Below are 24,123 nucleotides of genomic sequence, written 5' to 3' on the forward strand. Positions count from 1 at the left end.
CTATTCGGCGAACATTGCGTCAACCTTGCGCGCGCGGAAACCAACGGCTCATCCGGTGCCCAGCAGCGGCAACGCCTCGTCGCGCTCGTAGAGATAAAGCAGGTACGCAGCGCCTCACCGCTCTGACCGGTCAGCTTCGGATTGTCCTTGAGACTCCGCAACGCCTCGTCGCGTGCCTGCGTGATCAACTGGCCGTGGACTTCGGAGTGCGCAATCCGGTAGCCGGGTAGGCCGCACGGACGGGTGCCGAGCACGTCGCCTTCGCCACGCAGCTTGAGGTCTTCCTCGTTCGATGTGGAAGCCGATATCAGCTCCGAGGGAGGGCGCTTCGCTGGCGAGATATTCGAGCGAGCGAACCACGCCGTTGACCTGCGGACGCCAGGCGTCTGTTGCGACAAGCCCGCGCATCACGCCACCGCTTTTGCGAATGGCACCACGTCCGTGTCGCTCGGCGTCGGGCGTGGCGCCTCGGTCCATTTGACGATCTCGAAGCGACCGTCATGATGCTCGACGACTCCGGTGCAGGATTCCACCCAGTCGCCGGTGTTGATGTAGCGGACGCCGAAATCGTCATGCATGGCGGCGTGGTGGATGTGTCCGCAGATCACGCCCTGAGCGTGGTGGCGCGCCGCTTCCGACGACAGCACGTCCTCGAAATGGCCGATGTGGTTGACCGCATTCTTGACCCGTAACTTCGCCCAGGACGAGAACGACCAATAGGCGAGCCCGAAACGGCTTCGGATCTTGTTCAACCAGATGTTGGAAGACAACGCTGCACGATAGCCGGCATCGCCGAGCAAAGCGAGCCAGCGGGCGTGCCGCACCACGAGATCGAAATGATCACCATGGACGACGAGATAGTCGCGCCCATCGAGACCGCGGTGGAGTGTATAATCGACGACTTCGAGGCCACCAAACGCCGAGCCGACATAGCGGCGCGCGAACTCGTCGTGATTGCCGGCAACATAGACGATGCGCTTGCCCCGGCGCGCGAGGTCGACCAGCTCCTGCACGACCGCATTGTGCGCCGTCGGCCAGTACCAGCCCGACCTCAGACACCAGCCATCAACAATGTCGCCGACCAAGAACACGGTTTCGGCGTCATGGTGGCGGAGAAAGTCGATCAGCCGATCGGCCTGGCATCCTCTGGTCCCGAGGTGGACGTCGGAAATGAACAGGCTCCTGACCCTGATGACATCCTGGGGCAAGGAGCTGGCCGCGTCCGGTTGCTGCGCCTCCCGATCCTCGTCGCGGTGCTCGCGCAGAAAGGTCATCGCCGCGGCTTCCGCTAGGCCCGCGACGACCTTCGTCACGTCACGACTGGCGCGCCGTCTGAAAATCGAGCGATGCCAATAGACGCCGACGGCAGCAATGAGCAGCGCGAGCTGAGCGCCGCGATGCCGGCCTTCGGACGCCGCGACGCCGAACTGAAGGCTGGCGAGCAGGGTCAGAACCGCGGCCAACAATTGCTCGAGCGCGTAGGAGCCGGGTTTGAAGCGGGAAAATAGGGGGCTCATGCAAACTCCTCGGCGTTCACGGGGGCAGCGACTGCACGTGGTAGCGCAGGACGCGGCGACGCGATCGACTGCCTATAGAGGCGGATCCCCAGGATGATCGTAGCCTCGATGGTGATCACAGCTATGGCGACCCAGAAGCCGATGCTGACGGGATCGTAGCCGCTGCCGCGGAGCGCATAGCCTAGCGTGAGAAACGGTGTGTTCCAGAGCAAGGTGCCGATCGCGGCGGCAGCGGCGAAGGCGCGCGGCTCTATTCGCAGGACACCGGCCGGCAGAGCCAGATAAATCCGCACCACGGGCAGAGTCTGGCCGATCACCGTCACCCAAAAATGATTGCCGCGATAAGCGTCGGTGAGCCGGCGATAGAGCGAGAGACGCAGCGACACGTATTTTCCATAGCGTGTCACCAGTCCCTCGATACGCTGCGAACCGAACGCACGGCCGATGCCGTACCAACCGATTGCCCCGACCACGGATCCGATGCTTGTCGCCATGATGGTCATGGCGAGCGTCGTGCCGTCAGCGATTGTCAGGCCGAGCAGCATCAGCAGAACATAGGACGGAAACAGCGGGATGAACTTCTCAGCGACTGCCAGGCAGCCAACACCCAGCAGGCCGAAGCTGAGGAAAAGTGTGATTGTGTTCGAGCTGTCCATGGTGCTTCAATCAACGTAAGGGGCAGCGGCTGATCCGGTAAACGGAAGCCGGCGGCAGATTGCGAAAGGTCTTCCCGATGCAGGTTGCTTGCAGGCCGAGATTGTCCAGGATCGCGTCGGCCACGGGACAATGCGGGCCGTAGGTGATCTGATAGAAGGCGCCGCCCGGACGGAGATAGAAGAACGCGCCGCGGAGGATCTCGACAACTTTCTCTTGCGACATTGTCAGCAGCCCGAGCCCGCTGACGACGGCACCGACCGGGGCGCCCTCGAACAGCTCTTCTCGGTGCAGCCAGGCTGCATCCATCCACAGTACGCGAGCTCCGGGAAAGCGTCGCTGCAGCAGCGGAATGAATTCGGAGCCGTACTCGACAAGTGTCAGATCCTGTTGTCTGACGCCGCGCTCGAGTAGTGCGCGGGTGAACACACCGGTGCCGGGGCCGAGCTCGATGACGGGGCCGGTCTTGGACGTGATCCCCTGCACGATCAGTGATGAAACGGCCGAGCCCGACGGGGCGACAGCGGCGACGCGAAGCGGATTGCGAATCCACGCTCGGAAGAATGGCAGGATGTCAGTCGTCGACATGCTGGATCTCCCGGACAATAAAGGTACGAACGGCGATGCGGTGATGAGTTGCCAATGACGTCATGTATTTCTCTTTCAGTTCGGCTCTTTCGGTGCTGCGGATCGCCGCCGTCAAAAGCGGACGGCTCCGTCGCGGTCGAGCAGCGGTGTCCGGCGTAGCAGGATGATGAAGCCAGGCCCGACAAGTGGCCTTCAGTCTCACGCAAACATTGCGCTAGCCTGTCGCCGACGCGTGCCACGGAGAAAATCATCAGCAACGAGTTCGCCGGAGTCGCCGTAGGGTTGCCGCAATGAATGAGACATCAGGTCAACGCTCGCGATGCGGCGGGGACGCGAGAAGGGGGCTGCGAATGCGAATCCGTTTGGTGGAGGATCTGCCGGAAATGGTCACTGCGCTGCGAGCAGCGTTCGCGACATGACATACTTGTCGATCAAGGTTGAACCTGTCTGTTGCCGAGGCGATTTATCGGGAAGGGCAATTGCGAGGACGCCTGCGAGAAGGACGCTAACCGGAATGATGCCAAGGCCTGGACATGGTCGGAATTCCATAACGAAGCTATCGAGGCGATGATGCCGGCCTCTGGGTTGATGGCTATTGCTGCTGCCGCAACGAGCGAAACGGGGCTGTTAGGCTTGGCCACGCGACAGAGGGTCTTCGCGTCTCCGCATGTAACCGGATCCCGCTAGGAATGTTGGGATCACCGGTGTAGTGGGAGGGGGCTTCAATCGCCGCGCCGCCGTGAACCAGCATTATGGTCCGGTGGCTGTCGAAGGGGTGCCGGTGAAGCGAGGCATGAACTTATCCGACGTTGTGGAGGGAGGCCGTTATTCGAGCCACCGGGGCAGGCGACTCCGATGGTGGCGTTCCACATCCGGCACCGAGCGCAACGCGCCTTCCAACTAGGACGGCGGTGAAATTCGCGATCGACCCTTCCGCTCGCGAGGGCGGCATTGAGCAGCACGAATAGGCGCCGGCATGGTCCGTGGAGGGGGCAACCCCTCGAGGCGTCGTTCGTATCCATGGGTGCCGCCGGTGCCGGGTCGAGAAGGTCGTGAACGTCCTTCAGGAGGCAAGGTGGGCGGAATCGGCGGCTGGCGGTACCAAGGTGCGGTCGCGCAGTAGCCGGGAACCTTGCTGTTGGAAGCCGTGTAACGATTTTAGATCGAAGCGGTGCCCGCCGCGAAAGTCGCTGTGAGGGGCCGGCAAGAGAAAAATTGTTGCAGGTTGAAACCCACTTTCGCCGTATGGCTGTAGAACCCGCGCTCACCCGTCAACTGATTTTGCAAAATACAATCAACGATCTATGGCGGAAGGGGTGGGATTCGAACCCACGGTACCCTTGCGGGCACGCCGGTTTTCAAGACCGGTGCCTTAAACCACTCGGCCACCCTTCCGGATCGGGCGCTGGCCGGATTGCCGGGGCGGAGGTCGGTCCGCCGTCGACGGCCGTCGCGTCGTCCGCGTCGCTTGTTTAGGGTGGATTGCTCGATCAGGTCAACGCTTGGCGTGGCTCGTCGCGGCTGAGCCGTGATGCGCGGGGGCCGCTCGGGCGATCGATCGGGGCTCGGCGGATCAATCCGACTAGGCTGGGGGAGCACGGCGGGACGGCAGATCCTGCGGGCGCCTCGCTGTCGGCTCGGGGAGCCGACCTAGCGCCTTGACCATGGCTGTTCCCACCATCGCCGCGTCCTGATCCGCCAGATGGTGCGCTTACCGAGCGAGCGCGTGCCGATCTTGAGCAGTGCCGCGGGGAGTGTCGCGTTAGGCTGACAGAATCGTCGCCGATGCCAGCCCCAAGTTCCTGCGACCAGAATCCTCGTGAAGCGAGTCCGTTGGAATGCGCCAGCCCGAGTTTGACGTTCGCCTGAACGCCGACCCGAACAGCTATCCCCTCAACCGCGCCCCCGTCGTCCACACCCGTGATCCTGAAGCGATGAGGGAGGCGATGCTGTCGGTCTACGGCGCGGCGAATTTCGAGGCGGATGCGGACGGCTTCGAGGGGTTCGGCAGTTACGTATCGTTCGACGGCGTCGGGCTGGGGTTCTGCGCCTATGCCGGCTCGGCCGTGGCCGAGTTCGGCGAGACCGATTTCGCCCGGGTGCAGATCGCGCTGCGTGGCAGCAGCCGGACGTCTGCCGGCGCGGCCAGCGTCGATCTCGATCCGCAGAATTGGTGCGTGTCGTCGGCCGGCACCCCGGCACGGCTCGAATTCGGTACCGACTACCGGCAGATGATCCTGCGCATCACCGCTGCGACCCTGACTGCGGCCCTCGAGGCGCTACTCGGCGTCCAGCCGCGCAGCAAGCTGGCCTTCGTCCCGGAACTGCACAGCGAGGGGCGCGGGGCGCAGGCGCTGCGCGATCTGGCTTTGCACGTCGCCCGCCACCTCGATCCGGCTGCGCCGACGCTGCCGCCGGCGATGCTGCGCGAGATGCAGCAGGCGTTGACCGTGTCGTTCCTCAGCGTGACACGGCACAATTACAGCAGCCAGCTCGAGCGCGACGCGCCCGACACCGCTCCGGACTATGTCCGTGTCGCCGAGGAGTTCATCGAGGCGTCGTGGAACAAGGCGATCACCATCGTCGATCTCGCCGCCGTCACCAATGTCGGCGTTCGCAGCCTGTTCAAGGCGTTCCAGAAGCACCGCGGCTATTCGCCGATGGCGTTCGCCAAAGCGGTGCGGCTCGACAAGGCCCGTGAGATGCTGCGATCGGGCGAGCCGGCGCGCTCGGTCACGGCGGTGGCGTTCGCCTGCGGCTTCGTCAACCTCGGCCATTTCGCCAACGATTATCGCCGCCGTCATGGCGAGCTGCCGTCCGAGACGTTGTCGCGCCGTCGCTGAGCTGTGTTTCGAACCGCCGGCTGCCGCGCTCCGTCGAGTTGCGCATAGGCAGGCGGCGCGGTCTTGGCTAACCATGTCGGCGTCAGGACGATCGATCGGGGCGCGCCGCATGCGGGCGCGGGAGCGGCAGAGCCGGCCAAGGTGAGCGAAGACGGCAGCATCGGGCACTCCAGCAACCTCGTCGGCGTGCCGATGCGGTTTCTCACCGGCGTTGGCTTCAACGATGCGCCGGTGCCGCTGCACATCGCCGGCGTGCGCGAGATGAATCCCAGCCTGTTCGAGATGCTGGGCGAGGCGCGCGACCTCGCCGAAGCCGGCGAGGCTTTCGGCTGTTACATGGCGGCGCTGTTCGGGATCGACGCCGAGCAGCGCGTCCGCAGCCGCGATGGCCGCCGCTTCCGCTCGTCCTATCTCGATCTGATCAAGGGCTGGGGCTTCGACAGCAACGGCGCCGAGGGCGCCGTGCTGAAGGGTTGGGTGGAGAGTCGCTTCGGGTTGTTTCCGACGTTCCACAAGGAGCCGATCCGTCGGATCGCCAGCCCGGTGTGGACCATGTACGTCGAACAGAAGATGTCGAGCCGCTTCCACAACAATGCGATCTTCGTGCAGCTCGATCTGCTCTATGAATTCTGCCAGTGGGCGCTGACGCATTTCGCCGCCGTCGGCAGCACCCACGTCACGCTGTATCGCGGCGTCAATGGCTTCGACGAGCATCAGATCGTCGAGCGGCTCGACAAGCGGCACTGCATCATCCGGCTCAACAACCTCACGTCGTTCACCTCCGACCGCGGTATCGCCGATTGTTTCGGCGACACCATCCTGACGGTGCGCGTGCCGGTGTCGAAGATCCTGTTCTTCAACCGGCTGCTGGCCGCGCATCCGCTCAAGGGCGAGGGCGAGTATCTGGTGATCGGCGGCGACTATCGCGTCACCGCGAGCTACTTCTGAAAGGACGCTGATGACCTCGCCGAGCCTGCAGGACCGAGCGCTCGCCGCCTATCTGGGCTTTGCGATCGGCGACGCGCTCGGCGCCACTGTCGAGTTCATGACCAAGTCCGAGATCGCGGCGCGCTACGGCGTCCACAAGGACATCTCGGGCGGCGGCTGGCTGCGGCTGAAGCCCGGGCAGGTGACCGACGACACCGAGATGGCGCTCGCGCTCGGCCGTTCGCTGATCCGCTGCGGCGGTCTCGATCTGCCCGATCTGTGCGCGGAGTTCGCCGCCTGGCTGAAGACCGGTCCCGTCGACGTCGGCAGCACCTGCCGTCGCGGCATTCGCCGCTACATCACCACCGGCGAGATGCAGGGCAGCTATTTTGAAGGCGATGCCGGCAACGGCGCCGCGATGCGGATCCTGCCGTTGGCACTCGCCACTTTCGGCCGGCCGGAGCAGGCCGAGGCCTGGACGATTGCGCAAGCGCACGTCACCCACCATCATCCGCTGTCGGACGCTGCCGCGCTGACCCTGGTGCAGATGCTGCAGGTGCTGCTGGGCGGCGAGGGGCGAAGCGGCGCCCGCGCCATCGCGGACGATCTGGTGCGGGCGCACCGCAATTTCGGCTTCACGCCGTATCGCGGCCCCGCCACCGCCTATGTGGTCGATACCCTGCAGACGGTGCTGCACTACTATTTCTCGACCGACAGCTTCGCCGATTGCTTGATCGCCACCGTCAATCAGGGCGACGATGCCGACACCACCGGTGCGCTCGCCGGGATGCTCGCAGGCGCCACCTACGGACTTGCTGCAATCCCAAAACGCTGGCTCGAGAAGCTCGACCGCGACGTCGCGAGCGCAATCCGCGGCCAGGTGCCGAAGCTGTTGGCTCTGGCCGGGTAACGGACTGCTGGACGGACTTCCGCTTGGCGGCCGTGGCCACTGCTCTGATACCAACTTGACGAGGCCCGCCGGCCCCGCCGGCGTGCGCATTAATCGCCGATACGCGTCAGGATGGCCTTCATCGGCAGACCCGGCGTCTCATGGGCGTAGCCTTCGATTGCGACATAGCCGTCCTTGGCGACGCCGTCGAACGCCACCTCGAATGGCTCGATCCCGAATACCGACAGTCGCGAATGATCCGACGAGTGCCGAACGCCGCGCAGATGGCCGGTGACGGTCAATCCGTTCTGCGAATAGGCACCGACGTACAGAAAGGTGGAGTCGCCGCCCTGGATCTTGCCGTCGCGGAGAAAGATCACGCCGTGAGACTTCTTTCGCGCCGTTTCGAATTCTGCCTTGTAGAATCCTTGAAGATTGCCAGTCATGTCGGCCCCCGCGATCGCCGCAGGTCCTCTACCACCCTGGGTTTAGATAGAGAAGCGGCGGTTGCATTCGAAATTGAATTTACCGCAAGTGCTTGGGCGAGGTTGCGAACCAAGGTGTTCTGTTCGCACGCGAAGTGATCTCGCTGCTGCTGATCGCATTGCATCAATTTGCTGCACTGAGGCGGGAAAAGCGGCAGGTTTCGCATCAACAATGCGCTTGACTTGAAGTAGGAACTCGACGACCGTAACTACCAAGCGTTGGGCAAATAAGCCCTGAGACGCAAAGAGTTTTGAACCATTTCCGACACCGCGCTGATGCAGGCGCGTTTGGTTGGTGGCGAAGGCGCCCTCGGCTCGACAGCCGATGGGCGCTTTTTGTTTTTGGACACGGGCATGACGAATCGGCTGCGCATCGGTGTGATGTTTTCCACGACCGGCTCCTACGGGGCGGTCGGCCGCACCATGCTCAACGGCGCGATGCTCGGGCTCAGTGAGGTTGCGGCGAGCGGCAACGGGCCGGAGATCGAGCCGGTCATCGTCAATCCCGGCGGCGACCTGTCGCAGTATCGCGCGCTGGCGCACGACCTGCTGGCGTCGGGCGTTCGCCAGGTGATCGGCTGTTATACGTCGTCGAGCCGCAAAGAGGTGATCCCGTGCTTCGAGAAGCACGACGGCCTGTTGTGGTATCCGTCGCATTATGAAGGGTTCGAGAGCTCCGACAACGTCGTGTACACCGGCGCGTCGCCGAACCAGCATGTGCTGCCGCTGGTCGATTATCTCGTCGCCAAGCACGGCAAGCGCGCGTTCTGCATCGGCTCGAACTACATCTGGGCGTGGGAGAACAACCGGATTTTTCGCGAGGCGCTGATTGCGCGGGGCGGCACGGTGCTGGCCGAGCGCTATCTTCCGGTCGGCGACACCGATGTCGACCGCGTTGTCGCGGCGGTCCTGGAGCAGCGCCCCGACTTCGTCTTCAACAATCTGATCGGCACCAGCGCCTATGCGTTCTTCCGCGCGTTCCGTGCCGCATGCCGCGCGCGCGGCATCGACCAGGCTGCCGAGATCCCGGTGGCGAGCTGCACGCTGGCGGAACCGGAATTGGCCGAGATCGGCGCCGATGCGGTCGACGGGCATCTGTCGTCGAGCGTGTACTTCGCGTCGCTCACCGGTCCGGTCAACGGCGCCTTCATCCGCGCCTACACCGAGAAGTTTGCGGGCGCGACACCGCCTTCGGCGGATGCCGAGGCCTGCTACATCGCGGTCAAGCTGCTCGCGGCCGCTCTGCAGCAGGCCGGCACCGACGAGGCTGCCGCTGTGCGCGCGGCGGTCGCTGATCAGCGCCTGATCGCGCCGCAGGGCGAAGTGCGGATCGACCCGCAGACCTATCACGCATGGCTGACGCCGCGGATCGGACGTTCCACCGCCGCCGGCCAATTCGAAGTGCTGCTCGAAGCTCCCGAGCCGATCGCACCCGATCCGTATCTGGTGCAAACCTCGCCGCGGTTCGCCGCCGCCATGCGTTCCCCATTGTTGAGGCTGGTGAAGTCATGACCTTTCGACCGGTTCAGAACTTCAAGGGCGGCCGTGCGCTTCTGGTGATGGAGCGCACGGGCAGGGAAGGCGCGTTGGAGCCGACGCTGGCCAAGCTCGGCGTCACTTGCGAGGCCGCGCCGATCGTCGACGGGCGGGCTCAGCTCGATCTCGCATCGCTGCAGCCGGATCGCGACATGCTGTTTGTCGACGGCGACCTCGACGGCGTGCTGGCGGTCGAGCTCAATCCGCTGTCGCATCTGCCGCCGGTGCCGGTGATCGGACTGGTCGGGGTCGAAGCGCCGAGCCGGCTGAAGGCGCTGGTCAATCTCGGCGCCACCGCGTTTCTGCGCAAGCCGGTGCACGGCGGCGCCGTGTACTCGGCGCTGTTCATGGGCATCAACCAATTTCTCCTGCGTGGCGGGATGCAGGAGCGCCTGCAGACGCTCGAGGAGCGCCGTCGCGGCCGTCGTGCCGTGCTGCGCGCCGTGGTCCAGCGGATGCGGGACAGCGGCCTCGACGAGGACGGCGCTTACGACCAAATCCGCCGGGAGAGCATGCGCGTGAGGCAGAGCCTGGAGAGCTATTGCGAGGATCTGCTGAGCCGACGGGCGAGGCCGCCCGATTCGACTGGCCACACCGGCGACCCGCCGCTGCACCGTGGCGACAAACGAGCGATGTAGGAGACAGCAACATGACCGGAACTGGGTTACGGGGACTGCATGCCGCAGTCCTCGCGGGGACGCTCGTCCTCGCGTCAGGCGCGGCGCTGGCCGCGGAGAAGCCGATCAAGCTCGGCGTGCTGGAGGATCAGTCGGGAGATTTCGCGGTGGCGACGATCGGCAAGGTCCACGCCATCCAGCTCGCCGCAGACGAGATCAACAAGGCCGGCGGCATCATGGGTCGCCCGCTCGAACTGGTGGTGTACGACACCCAGTCCGACAACACCCGCTACCAGGAATTCATGCGGCGGGTGCTGCAGAAGGACAAGGCCGACGCGGTCTTCGCCGGATTCTCGTCGGCGTCGCGTGAAGCCTATCGGCCGATCGTCGATCAGCTCAACGGCTTCGCGCTCTACAACAATCAGTACGAAGGCGGCGTCTGCGACGGCCACATGATCGTCACCGGCGCCGTACCCGAGCAGCAGTTCTCCACGCTGATCCCTTGGATGATGGAGAAGTACGGCAAGAAGGTCTACACGCTGGCCGCCGACTACAATTTCGGCCAGATTTCGGCCGAGTGGGTGCGCAACATCGTCAAGCAGAACGGCGGCGAAATGGTTGGCGAGGAGTTCATCCCGCTCGGCGTGTCGCAGTTCTCGCAGAGCATCCAGAACATCCAGAAGGCCAAGCCGGACTTCATCGTGACGCTGCTGGTCGGCACCGCGCAGGCTTCCTATTACGAGCAGGCGGCGTCCGCCAACGTCAACCTGCCGATGGCGTCCTCGGTCAATGTCGGCCAGGGCTACGAGCACAAGCGCTTCAAGCCGCCGAGCCTGAAGGACATGTACGTCACCACCAACTACATCGAGGAAATCGACAGCCCGAAGAGCAAGGAGTTCGTCGCCAAGTTCAAGGCCAAGTTCCCGAACGAACCGTACATCAATCAGGAAGCCGAGAACTCCTACCTCGCGGTCTATCTGTACAAGCAGATGGTCGAGCGGGCGAAGTCGACCAAGCGCGACGACATCCGCAAGGTGATCGCGCAGGGTGACGTCTGCATGGATGCGCCGGAAGGCAAGGTCTGCATCGACCCCAAGAGCCAGCACATGTCGCACACCATTTATCTCGCGCACGTCAATGCCGATCACTCGATCGACTTCCCGAAGGTCTGGCCGGACATCAAGCCGTATTGGCTGGGCGATGCCGGCTGCGACCTGACCAAGAAGGATCCGATGGCGCAATACACGCCGTCGAATCCGCCGCCCAAGTAAGTGCGGCGGGCCGCTCCGGCGCACCCTGACGCGCCGGAGCGGACTCTCTCGCGTCTCTGTTCCTCGTCGGGCCGTCGCTCGTGCCGCGGCCCTCCACGCCACCTTGCTGGACGTCAGATGGACATCGCCACCTTCGCCTTCGCGGCGCTGTATCAATTCGCCGACGCCTTCGCCTTTCTGGTGCTGTCGGCCTGCGGGCTCGCCGTCATCTTCGGCATGATGGGCGTGATCAATCTCGCCCATGGCGAGTTCATCATGTGCGGCGCCTACGTCACCGCAACTGCCGCGCACGCCGGACTGCCGCTGCCGCTCGCCATCCTGGCCGGGGCGCTGGTCTCGGCTCTGGTCGGCATGCTGGTCGAGTTCGTGGTGGTGCGGCATCTGTACGAACGCCCGCTCGACACCATCGTCGCCACCTGGGGCCTCAGCCTGATCGCCACCCAAGGCACGTTGATCGTGATCGGCTCGACCATGGCCGGGGTCGGAACGCCGTTCGGCAGCTTTCAGGTCGGCGCCTATTCCTATTCGATCTATCGGATCGTGCTGTTCCTGGCCGCGCTCGGCGTGCTCGGGGCGCTGTATGCGGTGTTCAACTGGACGTCGTTCGGCGTCAAGGCACGCGCCACCATCCAGGTGCCGCACATGGCCGATGCGCTCGGCGTCGACACCCGCTGGATCTACAGCCTGACCTTCGCCTGCGGCGCCGGGCTCGCCGGATTGGCTGGGGGACTGTACGCGCCGACCATGACGCTGGTGCCGACGATGGGCGCGACGTTCCTGATGGAGGCGTTCGTCACCGTGGTGATCGGCGGCGCCGACGTCTTCCTCGGCACCGCGCCGGCTGCTGCCGTGCTCGCGGTGGTGAAGTCGGCGATGACCTCCTGGCAAGGCCAGTTGTTCGGCCAGATCGGCCTGTTGGTCGCGGTGATCATCGTGGTCCGGGTGCTGCCGAAAGGCATCTCCGGCTTCCTGCTGCGCGAACGGACCTGAGGGAGGCGAGGGTGAACGGATTGATCTCTCTCTTCCGCCGGCTCGAGGGCCCGCAGACCAAAGGTCGCGGCAAGCTGTTCTGGTCGGTGTTCGTGCTGGCGCTGTTCGGCGCGCTTGCCTATCCGATGTTCAGCGACGGCTACACCGTCGGCAATACCGCGTACTTCTTCGTATGGGTGTTTATTGCGCTCAGCCTTTGCCTGATCTGGGGCTACGGCGGTGCATTGTCGTTCGGCCAGACCGCTTTCTTCGGCATCGCCGGCTACAGCTACGGCATCCTGACGCTGAACTTCGGCGCGGCGTACGGTTTCACGCTGGTCGCGGTGCTGGCGGCGATCGCGATCGCCGCGGTGGTGGCGCTGCTGCTCGGCTACTTCATGTTCTTCGGCCGGATCGAAGGCGTGTTCCTCGGCATCGTCACGCTCGCCGTGACCTTGATGCTGGAGCGCTTCATGGCCCAGACCGCCGGACCGGAATGGCGGATCGGCGCGGCGCGGCTGAACGGCTTCAACGGCATGAGCGGAATGCCGCCGATCACCATTCCCTGGTTCGACGGGCCGATCGTGCTGTTCGCCGATGTCGGGTTGTACTACCTGGTCCTGGCGCTGGTGGTTGTTGTTTATCTCGGCCTGCGCATCCTGGTGAACTCGTCGTTCGGCAACGTCATCGTGGCGATCCGGGAGAATCCGGAGCGCGCCGAGATGCTCGGCTACGACATCCGCAAGTATCAGCTCATCAACTTCGTGATCGGCGCCGGGCTCGCCGGGCTATCGGGCGTGCTCTACACCGCCTGGGGCCAGTACATCACGCCTTCGAGCATGGGCATGACGTCGGCGGCGCTGCCGCTGATCTGGGTGGCGGTCGGGGGGCGCAGCGACCTGACCTCGACGCTGGTCGGCACGCTGGTGGTGCTTGCCGGTTTCCAGGCCCTGACGATCTACGGCAGCCAATACGCGCTGGTGGTGATGGGGCTTCTGCTGGTGCTCACCGTGTTGATTGCGCCGAATGGCCTGGTGCTGGGAGCAATGAACGTGATCGGCCGGCTCGTCGCCCGCGCCAAGGGAGGACGGAACTGATGGCGCTGCTGCAACTCCGTGGCCTGAACAAGCATTTCGGCGGCTTGCACGTCACCAATCAGGTCAACCTGTCGTTCGAGACCGGCGAGATCCACTGCCTGATCGGTCCTAACGGTGCCGGCAAGAGCACGCTGTTCCGGCTGATCCTCGGCGAATACGCGCCCGGCTCCGGTGAGATCTTCTTCGCGGGCGAGAACATCACGGCGCTCAAGTCGTTTGCGCGGATCGCGCGCGGGCTCTCGGTGAAGTTTCAGGTGCCCGGCGTCTTCAAGGGGCTGTCAGTGCGGCAGAACCTCGAGATTGCGCTGCAGCGGACGCGGCACGGCGCCGAGCTCGATCAGGAGATTGATCGGTTGCTGGCGTTTCTCGGCCTCGAAGCCGAGCAGAAGCAGACCGCGGGCAATCTCAGCCACGGTCAGAAGCAGTGGCTGGAGATCGGCATGGCGACCAGCCTGAAGCCGCGGATGCTGCTGCTCGACGAGCCGACCGCGGGGATGTCGCCGGAAGAGACGTTCCAGACCGGCGAGATGGTCAAGCGGCTCAATGCCGGAGGCATGACGGTGCTGGCGATCGAGCACGACATGGCGTTCGTCCGCCAGGTCGCGCAGCGCGTCACCGTGCTGCATCTCGGTCAGGTGTTCGCACAGGGCTCGATCGACGACATCGTCGCCGACGAGCGGGTCGCGGCGATCTATCTCGGGCAGGCTCATCACCATGCGTAAGGAAGTCATCCTCAACACCGTGGGACTGCGGGCCGGCTATGGCGGCAAGCCGGTGCTGCAAGGCCTCGAGATCGAGGTCCGGGAAGGCGAGATCATCGCGGTGATCGGCCGCAACGGCGTCGGCAAGTCGACGCTGATGAAGAGCCTGATCGGGCTGATCCCGGCGATGGACGGCTCGATCGTGTTCCGCGGCGAACTGATCGAGCATCTGCCGGCGTTCAAGCGGGCGCGGCTCGGCATCGGCTACGTGCCGCAGGGCCGCGACGTATTTCCGCGGCTCAGCGTCGCTGAGAACATCGCAGTCGGCGCCTCGATCAAGGGCCGGCTCACCGAGCAGCAGCGCCGCGAGGTGATCGAGACGTTTCCGATCCTCGGCGAGCGCTGGAGCCAGCGCGCCGGCACGATGTCCGGCGGCCAGCAGCAGCAGCTCGCGATCGGGCGCGTGCTGGTGGCGGATCCCGAGCTGATCCTGCTCGATGAACCGTCCGAAGGCATTCAACCGAACATCGTTCAGGAGATCGCCCGCGACATGGTCGCGCTCAACGCCAAGACCGGCGTCACCATCATCCTGGTCGAGCAGAATCTCGACATGATCCGGGCGATGGCGCAGCGCTGCTACGTCATGGACAAGGGCCGGATCGTTGCCGACCTCGACCGCGCAGCGCTCGACGACGAGGCCGAAATGCGCCGCCACCTTGCGGTGTGACTGAATTCAACAAAGGAGACCAACATGGCCTGGCAGACTGAATCGATCATGGCGCGCAAAGGCGTCGCCAAGGGCGTTCGCGGCACCACCCACACCCTCACCGAGGCGGAGCAGGGCAAGTATCACTACGTCTACGGGCCGTATTTCGACAAGGTGCTGACCGTCGATCCCGGCGCGGTGGTGGCCGCCGAGACTCACGACGCGTTCGAGGGGGCGATCAAGTCGGAGACCGACATCCCTTCCAAGATCCTGAACTTCCCGTTCCTCAATCCGCAGAACGGCCCGATCTGGGTCAACGGCGCCGAGAAGGGCGATACGCTGGCGGTGTACATCGAGAGCATCGTGCCGCGTGGACCGCAGCCGCGCGGCACGACGGTGGTGATGCCCGAATTCGGCGGCCTGGTCGGCACCGGCAATACCGCGCTGCTCAATCCGCCGCTGCCGGAGCGGGTGAAGAAGCTCGAGATCACCGCCGAGCACGGCACCAAATGGAACGACAAGATCACGCTGCCCTATGAGCCGTTCATCGGCACCATCGGCACTTCGCCGGAGATCGAAGCGATCTCGTCGCTGGTCCCGGACTATTACGGTGGCAACATGGATCTGCCCGACGTCGGCGTCGGTGCCATCATCTATCTGCCGGTTAATACTGCGGGCGCACTGCTGTATCTCGGTGACTGCCACGCCGCGCAGGGCGACGGCGAACTTTGCGGCGTCGCGATCGAGCACCCGACCGTGACCACGGTGCAGATCGATCTGATCAAGGGCTGGCCGATCCATTGGCCGCGGCTGGAGACCAAGGATTTCATCATGACGATCGGCTCGGCGCGCCCGATGGAGGATGCCGCGCGCATCGCCTATCGCGAGCTGTGCCGCTGGATGGCGGCGGATTACGGTTTCGACGAGATCGACGCCTATATGCTGCTGACGCAGGCCGGGCGCGTCCGGCTCGGCAACATGGTCGATCCGAAATACACGCTCGGCGCGTCGATCAAGAAGTCGTTCCTGGTGTGAGGGGAGCGACGACGATGTCGCAATTGCTGAAGGTCGCTACCGTCCAGTTCGAACCGGTCATGGCCGAGAAGGAGCGCAACGTCGCGCGCCTGCTCGAGCTGTGCGAGGAGGCCGCGGTAGGGGGCGCCAAACTGATCGTCACCCCGGAGATGGGCACCACCGGCTATTGCTGGTACGACCGCTCCGAAGTGGCGCCGTTCGTCGAGCCGATCCCGGGGCCGACCACGGCGCGGTTCGCTGCGCTGGCGCGCAAGCACGATTGCTATTTCGTCGTCGGCCTTCCGGAAGTCGATGAGGACGGCATCTATTTCAATTCCGCCGTCCTGATCGGCCCGGAGGGACTGATCGGGCGTCACCGCAAGACGCATCCTTATATCTCGGAGCCGAAATGGTCGGCGGCAGGCGATCTGCACAACCAGGTGTTCGACACCCCGATCGGGCGGATTTCGCTCCTGATCTGCATGGATATCCATTTCGTCGAGACCGCGCGGCTGATGGCGCTGGGCGGCGCCGACATCATCTGCCACATCTCCAACTGGCTGGCCGAACGCACGCCTGCGCCGTATTGGATCAGCCGGGCGTTCGAGAATTCCTGCTACGTGATCGAAAGCAATCGCTGGGGGCTGGAGCGGACCGTGCAGTTCTCTGGCGGAAGCTGTGTGATCGCACCGGATGCCAGCATCGCCACCGTGATCGATGGAGGTGACGGCGTGGCGTTCGCCGACATCGACCTCGAAGCCGCGCGGGCGCGGCGGATCGGCGGCGAGGCGGTGTTCCGGCAGCGGCGGCCGGAGCTGTATCCGGAGCTGCTGACCGGCACCTTCAGTTGGAATCCGTACGACTTCTTCGGCCTGTACGGCCACGAGCCGTGGCCGAAAGGCAAGCGCTCCAGGCTCAGCGCCGCGCAGTTCGCCCCGAGCGGCGACATCAACGCCAATCTCGATCGGATTGCGACGCTGGCGCGACAGGCGAAGGCCGCCGGCGCCGAGATGGTGGTGTTTCCCGAGCTGAGCCTGACTGGACTGGACGATCCAGTCGGCACAGCGGTGAGCGTGCCGAGCGCCGCCACCGACCGGCTCACGGCGCTGGCGGGCGAGCTGTCGCTGTTTCTCGTCTGCGGCCTCGCCGAGCGTGACGGCGAGATGCTGTACAACAGCGCTTTGCTGATCTCGCCGGACGGCACCATCACCACCTATCGTAAGACGCATCTCACCGAGGACGAGCGGAGCTGGGCGAAGCCCGGCGACAGTTTCATCGTGGCCGATACGCCACTCGGCCGGATCGGCCTGCTGATCGGCCACGATGCGATGTTTCCCGAAGCCGGCCGCGTGCTGGCGCTGCGCGGCTGCGACATCATCGCGTGCCCGGCGGCGATCGCGACCCGGTTCAGCACGCCGCATGCGGGGACGAGCGTCGGGCAGCCGGCACCGATCCCGACCGGTCCCGACCCGCATCATTGGCATCACTTCCGCGTCCGCGCCGGCGAGAACAACGTGTTCTTCGCTTTCGCCAACGTGGCCGATGCGTCGCGCGGCTATCCGGGACTGAGCGGCGTGTTCGGGCCGGACACGTTCGAATTTCCGCGCCGCGAGGCGCTGATCGGGAGCGAGGAGGGCGTCGCCACCGCGACGATCGACACCTCCAATCTCGACAGCGTGTATCCGACCAACGTGGTGCGGCGGAAGGATCTGGTGGCGATGCGAATGCCGCACAGCTATCGGCCGCTGGTGCAAGCCGTCGCCGGCAACTACTAACCAAGGGGAGCGAGCATGGATCTGGGATTGAAGGGCGCCAAGGTACTGGTCACCGGCGGCACCAAGGGCATCGGCCGTGCGATCGCCGAGACCTTCGCGGCGGAAGGTGCGCATATTGGGTTGTGCGCGCGCAATGCGGCCGAAGTCGACAGCGCGGTCACTGCGCTGCAGGCGACCGGCGTGTCGGCATTCGGCGGCGCGGTCGATGTGTCCGACGGCCCGGCGCTGAAGGCCTGGGTCGCCGACATGGCGGCCAAGCTCGGCGGCATCGATGTGGTGGTCGCCAACGTCAGCGCGCTGGCGATCGGCTCGGACGAAGAGAGCTGGGCCAAGGGCTTTGCCACCGACATGATGGGCACGGTGCGGTTGGTCGACGCCGCGATGCCGCATCTCGAGCAGAGTCAGCAGCCGGCGATCGTCACCGTCTCCAGCGTGTCGGGGCGCGAGATCGACTTTGCCGCCGGCCCCTACGGCACCTTTAAGGCTGCGATCATCCACTACACCCAAGGGCTCGCCTATCAGCTCGCCGGCAAGGGCATCCGCGCCAACACCGTCTCGCCCGGCAATACGTATTTCGAAGGTGGGGTGTGGGAGCAGATCAAGAACGGCAACCCTGATCTCTACAACACCGCGCTGGCGCTCAACCCGACTGGACGGATGGGGACGCCGCAGGAGATGGCGAATGCGGTGGTGTTCCTCGCCAGCCGTGCCGCCAGCTTCATCACCGGCACCAACGTTGTGGTCGACGGTGCGCTCACCCGCGGGGTGCAGTTCTGATCAGTGACGAGTCGAAAGGCGTAGATTAATTTCTGCAGGATGGAATGACGCCGGGTTCCATTACCATCGCTAGGTCATGACGACGAAACAACAGCAGGCCGCGTACTGATCGGTTGCAACGCGGCCCGCAGATCGGGCATACAACCGCGATTCCGGGATGGTGGGGGACGCGGTGCCGGGTAACAGCAGTAACTGCGCGATCTGCCGATCCGCGACCGAGCTGCTGCGTGCGCGCCCGCTGGTCGAGGGCTACGAGCTTCGCGACTACACGTGCCCGCAATGTGACGGCGTATTTCAGATCGTGGTCAAATGTGAGGAAGCTCCGGCGCAGCCGCCGCCGAAGCCGGACGACCGTTGAGGCGATCATCGTGTTCCGGCGCGGTTCGCTGCACCACGGCTCCGTCGATCCGCAACGTTACCGGCTCACCGATAGTCAGGTCGGCGGCGTCGGACAGATGTAGCCGCTGCTTCCGGCCGTCGATCAGTACGGAGCAGGCACCGCCGGCGTCGCACTCGCCAAGATAGATGCCGGTGACAATCAACGGATCGCTGCCCGCTGCGCCGACCAGTGACGCGGTCGGCGTGCCGTCGAACGCCACCCCGCCGTGCTCGATCCGGACGACGCGATCGGCGAGGCGGAGGATCTCGGACGGATCGTGGCTGACCAGCAGCGTGGTGGTGCGGAAGCGGCGATGCAGCCGCAGCAGATCGTCCTGCAGCTTCTTGCGCATCGACGGATCGAGCGCCGACAGCGGCTCGTCGAGCATCAGCAGCGCCGGCCGGCGCGCCAGCGCCCGGATCAGGGCCAGTCGTTGCTTCTGGCCTCCGGACAGGCGACCCGGGAGAGCGTCAGCGAGACGGTCGAGCGCGACCAGATCGAGCAGCTCGTCGACCTCCGATGGGCGGCTGCGCGATCCGATCGCGTATTCGACATTGCCCCGCACCGTCATGTTGGGAAACAGCGCGTAATCCTGAAACACCAGACCGATCGACCGCTTGCGCGTCGGCAGGTGAACCCGCGTGGCGCTATCGCACCACAGTTCGGCTCCGACCCGGATCCGGCACTCCGCCGGCCGCGCCAATCCGGCGGCGGCACGGAGCAGGGTGGTCTTGCCGGCACCCGAAGGACCTGCGATCGCCAGCAGCGAACCGGCTGCGATCGCAAGATCGACATCGAGCCAGAATGGTCCTGCTGGTCCAGAGAGCGGCATGCGCACGCGCAGCTCAATGTCGTCGGCTCCGCAGTCCATTGCCTCACCACCAGTCGAGATCGTTATATAGTGAAATATACAACGATGGGCGGCTCTGCTAGCCAGACGTCGGCGAGCGAATCCAAGGGCGGGGGATTGCAATGGAATGGTCGGTCAGATCTGCGGCGATAGGCGTGGCGTTGCTGTCGTGTGTCGCGCCGGCGGGAGCGGACGAGACGACGCTGGCCGCGGGCGCCGGCTATCGGCGTCCAATCGCCGAACTGGCGGCGGCCTATGAGAAGCAGTCGGGCGACAAACTGCTGCAAGTGTACGGCCATATGGGCCAGGTGCTGGCCCAGGCGCGCGAAAGCAATCAGATCGCGCTGGTCTGCGGCGACAGAGCGGTGCTGCAAAAGGCCAAGGACTTCGGCTTTTCGCAGATCGCGCCGCTGGGCATGGGACGGCTGGTGATCGCCTATCGCAAGGGGCTGACGCTGTCGAAGCCCGAAGACCTCGCGGGCACTGAATTCAAGCGGATCGGAGTTCCGGATCAGGCGAGCGCTGTTTACGGCAAGGCCGGCCGGCAGTTTCTCGAACGCAGCGGTTTGGCTACGGCCATCGATGCGCGGCTCGTCCCCGTTGCCACCGTGCCGCAGGTGACGAGCTACGTCGCCAGCGGCGAAGTCGATGCCGGCTTCATCAACGCCACCGACGCGATCGGCGCGGCCGGCAATATCGGCGGCTATGTGGCTGTCGACAGCAAGCTGTACGATCCGGCTGCAATCGTCTGCGGCGTGCGCGCGCCGGCCGCAAAGGCTGCCGACGGCTTCGTGCGATTCCTCGGCACCGAACAGGCCCGCGCCATTCTGCGGCGCCACGGGCTGTAACCCGCGATGCTGGCCGCGGCGATCGAGGCGCTGCACGATCCCGCGCTGATCGCGCCTGCGCTGCTGTCGCTGAAGATCGCCGCGGCGACCCTGGTGCTGCACATCGTGCTCGGGACCTTGCTCGGCTGGGCTCTGGCGCAGCGATCCTGGCCGGGACGCACCGTGCTCGACGCGCTGGTCACGATTCCCCTGGTGTTCCCGCCGATCGCGCTCGGCTTCTTTCTGCTGCTGCTGCTCGGCCGTCGCAGTCCGGTCGGGCATTGGCTCGACGCCGGCTTCGGCTTCAGCTTCGTGTTCTCGGTCGAGGGTGTGTTGCTGGCCTCGGTAATTGCCGGTCTGCCGCTGGTGGTGAAGCCGATCGAGGCGGCAATCGCCAGCGTGTCCCGCAGCCTCGGCGAAGCATCGCGGACGCTCGGCCGCAACGAGCTCGAGACGTTCCTGTTCGTCATCCTGCCCAACATCCGCGGCGCGATCGTCGCCGGCCTGGTGCTCGGCACCGCGCGCTCGCTCGGCGAGGTCGGCATCACCTTGATGCTCGGCGGCAACATCGTCGGCAAGACCAACACGATTTCGCTGGAGGTCTACAACGCCGTGTTCAACGGCGAATATGGCCGCGCCGCGGTGCTCTCGGCGGTGCTTGGAATGGTCTCGCTGGTCGTATTCGCTCTGCTGCGGCGGGGAGCGCAAACGGCTCCGACCTAAACCACCTCAAATTTGCGATCGGGCGGACGGCAAGAGACGCCGTAGCGTGGTGCAGAGCGGTGGCGAACGGTTCCGACGAGCCGAGTCGGGACAGGTCGCCTCTATTGTCTGCGCGTGAGCTTGGCGCCGAGCTTCTTCAAAGAATCCTCCGAAGGCGGCGCTTTCTGGAATTCGCGAATCGCCTCGGCCAATTCCTGATCGGTCATCGGTGTCGCGGGCTGCCTCAGCTCGCCGCCGGCCAAGCCTGACGCAATCAAGTCGAGGTGCTCGTCTGGGCCGTCGAAAAACTGTCGGATACGGGCGAGAAAGGCTCTGTAGGGCAAGGGACCTCCGATGAACCGAACCAGCACCTGAGCGCCCGGCACGGCTTCTGACGGCACTGCTGTTCCTGCGTCGGAACACGGTTCGTTACCCTAGGCCTGACCCGAGGTGGTGCTCGTATCTTTTGATATGAACTTGCGGCGCGGCGATGCGCCATGCGCGGGCGGCCGGCGAATTCGAGCGAATCGAACCTTTCGCCCGCCGAATTCAGCGCGCGATCGGGCGACACATCGTCCGGTGTCGCTGGTGCATGATTTTGTCTGGAGTTCCAGGATCTTGAGGTGGCGGAGACGGAGGGATTCGAACCCTCGATAGGGCTTTACAACCCTATAACGGTTTAGCAAACCGCCGCCTTCAGCCACTCGGCCACGTCTCCGGTGCGCTCGATATGCCCGACACGGTGGCTGCTCGCAAGCAGGATTGCATGGATTGCACCGCGACCTTTGGGTCTGTGCACGAGAAAACGTCATCTCGTAGACTGGCCGACTGCCATTCCTCTTGTGACCTTGTCTTGCCTGGAGGGACGGGGGCTCAGGAACAGGCGTTGTCGAACGATCCCAACCGGCTCCACTGCGTCGCTTCAAAAGGGCCGTGCCGAACATCGTGAGGGGGGCTCGGATTCGCCCGGGGAAAGGAATCGATTCTCAGAAAAATAGTCGTCGAGGGCTCCGATTCTTGCTTTCGAGCGCGAGCCATCCACTCTCCATCAGTGCTGCAACGCCGCATCACCTGTCCGGTGTGATTCAAAAGGTCGTTTCAAAACAATAGGTTGAGGCCGTCGATACGGGGGCGTGAGTGCTATTTGTGCAACACCCCTCCGAAAACCGGACGCAGAGCATGGCTCCGTTGTTGCGTGTGCATCACTGTTAGGTAATTGTCGTGCTGCGACGGAGGGGGGCATCCCGAGGTCGCCCCGTAATAGGTGGTTCGCTTAAGTCCCTCGCGTTCAGCGGGTGTGTCCAAAGGCGCGAAGCGGCTAGGCGGGTTTCTGGGATTAAGGGACCACGGCGGGTGCTTGCACTTTGCGGACCGGAACCTTCCCGACAGAGCAACTTGGAGGTTTACATGAACATCGTTAAGGGCCTGTTCCTCGGCTCAGCGGCGGCTCTTCTCGCCGTCAGCGGCGCGCAGGCGGCCGATCTCCCGTTGAAGGCCAAGGCGGTCGAATACGTGAAGGTCTGCTCGATCTACGGCGCGGGCTTCTACTACATCCCGGGCACCGATACCTGCATCAAGCTCGGCGGCTATCTGCGCGCCGACGCGACGCTGTACGGCTCGACCGCTTATAACGCCCCGGCCTGGAACGGCAATGCCGGCCAGATGAACCGCAATGCGAACAACTTCATCTTCCGTTCGCGCCAGGACCTGAACATCGATACCCGCACCGCGACCGAATACGGCGTCGTTCGGACCTTCTTCGATGCGGTCTTCAACTGGACCTCGGGTGACGGCGTCGCCGGTGGTTCGCTCGGCGTGTACTATGCGTTCGTGCAGTTCGCAGGCTTTACCTTCGGTAAGGCGGTGTCGCAGTTCGACACGCCCTGGACCGGTTATCCGGGCAACAACACCTCGTTCCTGATCGGCGGCTACGACGACGTCACCGGCATCAACCAGGTGTCGTACACCGCTGAATTCGGCAACGGCGTGTCGGCCTCGATCTCGCTGGAAGATCCGTCTTCGTATCTGCAGTCGGGCCTGTACAACACCTCGACCGGTGCGAACTTCCTGGCCTACGGCGTCAACTCCTACGCCGGCGTCGACGTTCCGGATATCGTCGGCAAGGTCCGCGTCGACCAGGCCTGGGGTCTGTTCCAGGTGTCGGCTGCGGCGCATCAGGTTCGCGCCAGCTACTACAACACCGCGAACGAGACCTCCGGTCATCCGAGCGACACCTGGGGCTATGCGGTTCAGGGCGCCATCTCGCTCAAGAACCTGCCGACCGGCCCCGGCGACAGCATCAACTTGACCGCCACCTATTCGAACGGCGCGACCCGTTACGTGCTGGGCGGCGTCAGCCCGAACTCGTTCGCGATCTACGGCTCCAACTCGGTTCCGGGCACCTATCAGAGCGTCGCGTTCGGCGTTGCGGCTGACGGCGTGTTCGCCGGCGCGAACAACCTGACCGGCACCGGCATCGAGAAGACCGGCGCCTGGGGCGTCCGTGGTGCATTCAACCACAACTGGAACCCCTACTGGTCGACCTCGCTGTTCGGGTCGTACACCAAGCTCGACTACAACGGCACCGCGACTGCTCTGATCTGCAGCGGTCTGGGCGCCAATGTCGCCGGCTTCACCTGCAACCCGGACTTCGCGATCTCTCAGATCGGTACCGTCACCCGCTGGACCCCGGTCAAGGGTCTGACCCTGTCGGGCGAAGTGATGTACACCTATCTCGATCAGGCCTCGTCGGGCGTCCTGCCGCTCACCGCTGCGGGCACCAAGCCGGCCGCGAACTACGAGTTCAAGGACCAGGGCGTCTGGAGCGGCAACCTCCGCGTTCAGCGCAACTTCTGATCCTCGCTGCTCAAGGCGATTATCTGATGAACCCCGGCGGGCAACCGCCGGGGTTTTTCGTTGGGGTTTTCTCCTGTGCAACGGCTGGCAGCCTGAACGCAGCGGAATCAAACGATTGATTTCGGTGCTGAGGCGGCTGGAAG

The 24,123-nt window shown here is 64.6% G+C and carries 23 protein-coding genes, 2 tRNA genes and 2 pseudogenes; 16 read left to right on the forward strand and 11 right to left on the reverse strand.

The features are described from left to right. Positions 1-48 precede the first annotated feature (48 nt). From DNX69_RS11885 to DNX69_RS11915, 7 genes and pseudogenes are all read right to left on the reverse strand, one after another. Positions 49-287: pseudogene (locus DNX69_RS11885) on the reverse strand (ATP-dependent DNA helicase RecG); the annotation flags it as partial. A 10-nt stretch (positions 288-297) separates the two neighbouring features. Further along, a pseudogene (locus DNX69_RS26655) lies at positions 298-408 on the reverse strand (glycosyltransferase family 1 protein); the annotation flags it as partial. Then, positions 408-1,274 carry a UDP-2,3-diacylglucosamine diphosphatase gene (locus DNX69_RS11895; protein ID WP_110786292.1) on the reverse strand — a complete coding sequence of 289 codons (867 nt, stop codon included), beginning with the start codon at positions 1,272-1,274 and terminating at the stop codon, positions 408-410. The pseudogene DNX69_RS26655 and the gene DNX69_RS11895, both read right to left, overlap by 1 nt. 239 nt (positions 1,275-1,513) lie before the next feature. Then, entirely contained in the window at positions 1,514-2,173 is a 660-nt protein-coding gene (locus DNX69_RS11900) for a DedA family protein (RefSeq protein ID WP_110786201.1), read from the reverse strand. Positions 2,174-2,183: 10 nt separating this feature from the next. Continuing rightward, positions 2,184-2,759, reverse strand: a complete 576-nt coding sequence (locus DNX69_RS11905; protein ID WP_110786202.1) for a class I SAM-dependent methyltransferase — start codon at positions 2,757-2,759, stop codon at positions 2,184-2,186. Next, positions 2,746-2,874, reverse strand: coding sequence for a hypothetical protein (locus tag DNX69_RS26785; RefSeq protein WP_283809343.1), 129 nt, complete (start codon positions 2,872-2,874; stop codon positions 2,746-2,748). Before DNX69_RS26785 ends, DNX69_RS11905 begins: the two co-directional genes overlap by 14 nt. Positions 2,875-4,064: 1,190 nt before the next feature. Further along, positions 4,065-4,154 (reverse strand) — tRNA-Ser (locus tag DNX69_RS11915). Positions 4,155-4,597: 443 nt separating this feature from the next. On the opposite strand from DNX69_RS11915, the gene DNX69_RS11920 reads away from it, so the two are divergent. The 3 genes from DNX69_RS11920 to draG all read left to right on the forward strand — a co-directional run bounded on the left by DNX69_RS11920 (position 4,598) and on the right by draG (position 7,439). Next, positions 4,598-5,602 (forward strand): AraC family transcriptional regulator, encoded by a 1,005-nt coding sequence (locus tag DNX69_RS11920; RefSeq protein ID WP_110786204.1) that lies wholly within the window; start codon positions 4,598-4,600, stop codon positions 5,600-5,602. A 192-nt stretch (positions 5,603-5,794) separates the two neighbouring features. Continuing rightward, positions 5,795-6,550 carry an NAD(+)--dinitrogen-reductase ADP-D-ribosyltransferase gene (locus tag DNX69_RS11925; RefSeq protein WP_234826953.1) on the forward strand — a complete coding sequence of 252 codons (756 nt, stop codon included), beginning with the start codon at positions 5,795-5,797 and terminating at the stop codon, positions 6,548-6,550. 10 nt (positions 6,551-6,560) lie between these two features. Then, positions 6,561-7,439 carry an ADP-ribosyl-[dinitrogen reductase] hydrolase gene (gene draG, locus DNX69_RS11930; RefSeq protein ID WP_110786205.1) on the forward strand — a complete coding sequence of 293 codons (879 nt, stop codon included), beginning with the start codon at positions 6,561-6,563 and terminating at the stop codon, positions 7,437-7,439. Positions 7,440-7,528: 89 nt separating this feature from the next. Here draG and DNX69_RS11935 read toward each other — a convergent pair whose 3' ends face one another. Next, entirely contained in the window at positions 7,529-7,864 is a 336-nt protein-coding gene (locus tag DNX69_RS11935) for a hypothetical protein (RefSeq protein ID WP_110786206.1), read from the reverse strand. Between the two features lie 393 nt (positions 7,865-8,257). On the opposite strand from DNX69_RS11935, the gene DNX69_RS11940 reads away from it, so the two are divergent. The 10 genes from DNX69_RS11940 (at position 8,258) to DNX69_RS11985 (ending at position 18,366) form a co-directional block, all read left to right on the forward strand. Continuing rightward, positions 8,258-9,415 (forward strand): transporter substrate-binding domain-containing protein, encoded by a 1,158-nt coding sequence (locus DNX69_RS11940; protein ID WP_110786294.1) that lies wholly within the window; start codon positions 8,258-8,260, stop codon positions 9,413-9,415. Then, positions 9,412-10,077: an ANTAR domain-containing response regulator gene (locus DNX69_RS11945; RefSeq protein WP_110786207.1), complete on the forward strand. Its 666-nt coding sequence runs from the start codon at positions 9,412-9,414 to the stop codon at positions 10,075-10,077. The genes DNX69_RS11940 and DNX69_RS11945 overlap by 4 nt, the downstream gene beginning before the upstream one ends. Positions 10,078-10,088: 11 nt before the next feature. Further along, positions 10,089-11,327, forward strand: a complete 1,239-nt coding sequence (locus DNX69_RS11950; RefSeq protein WP_110786208.1) for an urea ABC transporter substrate-binding protein — start codon at positions 10,089-10,091, stop codon at positions 11,325-11,327. A gap of 117 nt (positions 11,328-11,444) precedes the next feature. After that, a complete protein-coding gene (locus DNX69_RS11955; protein ID WP_110786209.1) occupies positions 11,445-12,317 on the forward strand; it encodes an ABC transporter permease subunit in 873 nt (290 codons plus the stop codon). Positions 12,318-12,328: 11 nt separating this feature from the next. Then, the gene (locus DNX69_RS11960; protein ID WP_110786210.1) at positions 12,329-13,393 is read left to right on the forward strand and encodes a branched-chain amino acid ABC transporter permease; all 1,065 of its coding nucleotides are present in this window, start codon (positions 12,329-12,331) and stop codon (positions 13,391-13,393) included. Next, positions 13,393-14,115, forward strand: coding sequence for an ABC transporter ATP-binding protein (locus DNX69_RS11965; protein ID WP_011157964.1), 723 nt, complete (start codon positions 13,393-13,395; stop codon positions 14,113-14,115). The genes DNX69_RS11960 and DNX69_RS11965 overlap by 1 nt, the downstream gene beginning before the upstream one ends. Then, positions 14,108-14,821, forward strand: coding sequence for an ABC transporter ATP-binding protein (locus DNX69_RS11970; RefSeq protein ID WP_110786211.1), 714 nt, complete (start codon positions 14,108-14,110; stop codon positions 14,819-14,821). The genes DNX69_RS11965 and DNX69_RS11970 overlap by 8 nt, the downstream gene beginning before the upstream one ends. 24 nt (positions 14,822-14,845) lie before the next feature. Then, entirely contained in the window at positions 14,846-15,835 is a 990-nt protein-coding gene (locus DNX69_RS11975; RefSeq protein WP_110786212.1) for an acetamidase/formamidase family protein, read from the forward strand. A gap of 14 nt (positions 15,836-15,849) precedes the next feature. After that, entirely contained in the window at positions 15,850-17,589 is a 1,740-nt protein-coding gene (locus tag DNX69_RS11980) for a nitrilase-related carbon-nitrogen hydrolase (protein ID WP_110786213.1), read from the forward strand. A gap of 15 nt (positions 17,590-17,604) precedes the next feature. Then, a complete protein-coding gene (locus DNX69_RS11985) occupies positions 17,605-18,366 on the forward strand; it encodes an SDR family NAD(P)-dependent oxidoreductase (protein WP_110786214.1) in 762 nt (253 codons plus the stop codon). A gap of 305 nt (positions 18,367-18,671) precedes the next feature. On the opposite strand, the gene DNX69_RS11990 is transcribed toward DNX69_RS11985, so the two are convergent. Then, a complete protein-coding gene (locus DNX69_RS11990; protein ID WP_234826954.1) occupies positions 18,672-19,577 on the reverse strand; it encodes an ABC transporter ATP-binding protein in 906 nt (301 codons plus the stop codon). A 173-nt stretch (positions 19,578-19,750) separates the two neighbouring features. Between DNX69_RS11990 and modA the strand changes: the two genes are divergently transcribed. Both modA and modB read left to right on the forward strand, forming a co-directional pair. Further along, positions 19,751-20,443: a molybdate ABC transporter substrate-binding protein gene (gene modA, locus DNX69_RS11995; protein ID WP_234826944.1), complete on the forward strand. Its 693-nt coding sequence runs from the start codon at positions 19,751-19,753 to the stop codon at positions 20,441-20,443. A gap of 6 nt (positions 20,444-20,449) precedes the next feature. Beyond that, on the forward strand, positions 20,450-21,145 hold the full coding sequence (gene modB / locus DNX69_RS12000; RefSeq protein WP_110786217.1) for a molybdate ABC transporter permease subunit: 696 nt from the start codon (positions 20,450-20,452) through the stop codon (positions 21,143-21,145). Positions 21,146-21,246: 101 nt separating this feature from the next. Here the strand turns inward: modB and DNX69_RS12005 are convergent, their stop codons facing one another. Both DNX69_RS12005 and DNX69_RS12010 read right to left on the reverse strand, forming a co-directional pair. Then, positions 21,247-21,468 (reverse strand): hypothetical protein, encoded by a 222-nt coding sequence (locus tag DNX69_RS12005; protein ID WP_110786295.1) that lies wholly within the window; start codon positions 21,466-21,468, stop codon positions 21,247-21,249. Between the two features lie 280 nt (positions 21,469-21,748). After that, positions 21,749-21,842, reverse strand: a tRNA-Ser gene (locus DNX69_RS12010). Between the two features lie 689 nt (positions 21,843-22,531). On the opposite strand from DNX69_RS12010, the gene DNX69_RS12015 reads away from it, so the two are divergent. Beyond that, entirely contained in the window at positions 22,532-23,980 is a 1,449-nt protein-coding gene (locus tag DNX69_RS12015) for a porin (protein WP_110786218.1), read from the forward strand. The last annotated feature ends 143 nt before the right edge of the window (positions 23,981-24,123 follow it).

The sequence above is a fragment of the Rhodopseudomonas palustris genome (assembly GCF_003226555.1).
In the GTDB taxonomy this organism is placed as follows: domain Bacteria; phylum Pseudomonadota; class Alphaproteobacteria; order Rhizobiales; family Xanthobacteraceae; genus Rhodopseudomonas; species Rhodopseudomonas palustris_I.

Excerpts from the sequence above, each read along its gene's own strand:
- DNX69_RS11940 (WP_110786294.1), top strand. The coding sequence starts at position 8,258 with ATGACGAATCGGCTGCGCATCGGTGTGATGTTTTCCACGACCGGCTCC.
- DNX69_RS12015 (WP_110786218.1), top strand. The coding sequence starts at position 22,532 with ATGAACATCGTTAAGGGCCTGTTCCTCGGCTCAGCGGCGGCTCTTCTC.
- DNX69_RS11970 (WP_110786211.1), top strand. The coding sequence starts at position 14,108 with ATGCGTAAGGAAGTCATCCTCAACACCGTGGGACTGCGGGCCGGCTAT.
- DNX69_RS11900 (WP_110786201.1), bottom strand. The coding sequence starts at position 2,173 with ATGGACAGCTCGAACACAATCACACTTTTCCTCAGCTTCGGCCTGCTG.
- DNX69_RS11985 (WP_110786214.1), top strand. The coding sequence starts at position 17,605 with ATGGATCTGGGATTGAAGGGCGCCAAGGTACTGGTCACCGGCGGCACC.
- DNX69_RS11935 (WP_110786206.1), bottom strand. The coding sequence starts at position 7,864 with ATGACTGGCAATCTTCAAGGATTCTACAAGGCAGAATTCGAAACGGCG.
- DNX69_RS11945 (WP_110786207.1), top strand. The coding sequence starts at position 9,412 with ATGACCTTTCGACCGGTTCAGAACTTCAAGGGCGGCCGTGCGCTTCTG.
- DNX69_RS11990 (WP_234826954.1), bottom strand. The coding sequence starts at position 19,577 with ATGCCGCTCTCTGGACCAGCAGGACCATTCTGGCTCGATGTCGATCTT.
- DNX69_RS11955 (WP_110786209.1), top strand. The coding sequence starts at position 11,445 with ATGGACATCGCCACCTTCGCCTTCGCGGCGCTGTATCAATTCGCCGAC.
- DNX69_RS11980 (WP_110786213.1), top strand. The coding sequence starts at position 15,850 with ATGTCGCAATTGCTGAAGGTCGCTACCGTCCAGTTCGAACCGGTCATG.
- DNX69_RS11950 (WP_110786208.1), top strand. The coding sequence starts at position 10,089 with ATGACCGGAACTGGGTTACGGGGACTGCATGCCGCAGTCCTCGCGGGG.
- modB (WP_110786217.1), top strand. The coding sequence starts at position 20,450 with ATGCTGGCCGCGGCGATCGAGGCGCTGCACGATCCCGCGCTGATCGCG.
- DNX69_RS11920 (WP_110786204.1), top strand. The coding sequence starts at position 4,598 with ATGCGCCAGCCCGAGTTTGACGTTCGCCTGAACGCCGACCCGAACAGC.
- DNX69_RS11975 (WP_110786212.1), top strand. The coding sequence starts at position 14,846 with ATGGCCTGGCAGACTGAATCGATCATGGCGCGCAAAGGCGTCGCCAAG.
- draG (WP_110786205.1), top strand. The coding sequence starts at position 6,561 with ATGACCTCGCCGAGCCTGCAGGACCGAGCGCTCGCCGCCTATCTGGGC.
- DNX69_RS11925 (WP_234826953.1), top strand. The coding sequence starts at position 5,795 with ATGCGGTTTCTCACCGGCGTTGGCTTCAACGATGCGCCGGTGCCGCTG.
- DNX69_RS11895 (WP_110786292.1), bottom strand. The coding sequence starts at position 1,274 with ATGACCTTTCTGCGCGAGCACCGCGACGAGGATCGGGAGGCGCAGCAA.
- DNX69_RS11905 (WP_110786202.1), bottom strand. The coding sequence starts at position 2,759 with ATGTCGACGACTGACATCCTGCCATTCTTCCGAGCGTGGATTCGCAAT.
- DNX69_RS11965 (WP_011157964.1), top strand. The coding sequence starts at position 13,393 with ATGGCGCTGCTGCAACTCCGTGGCCTGAACAAGCATTTCGGCGGCTTG.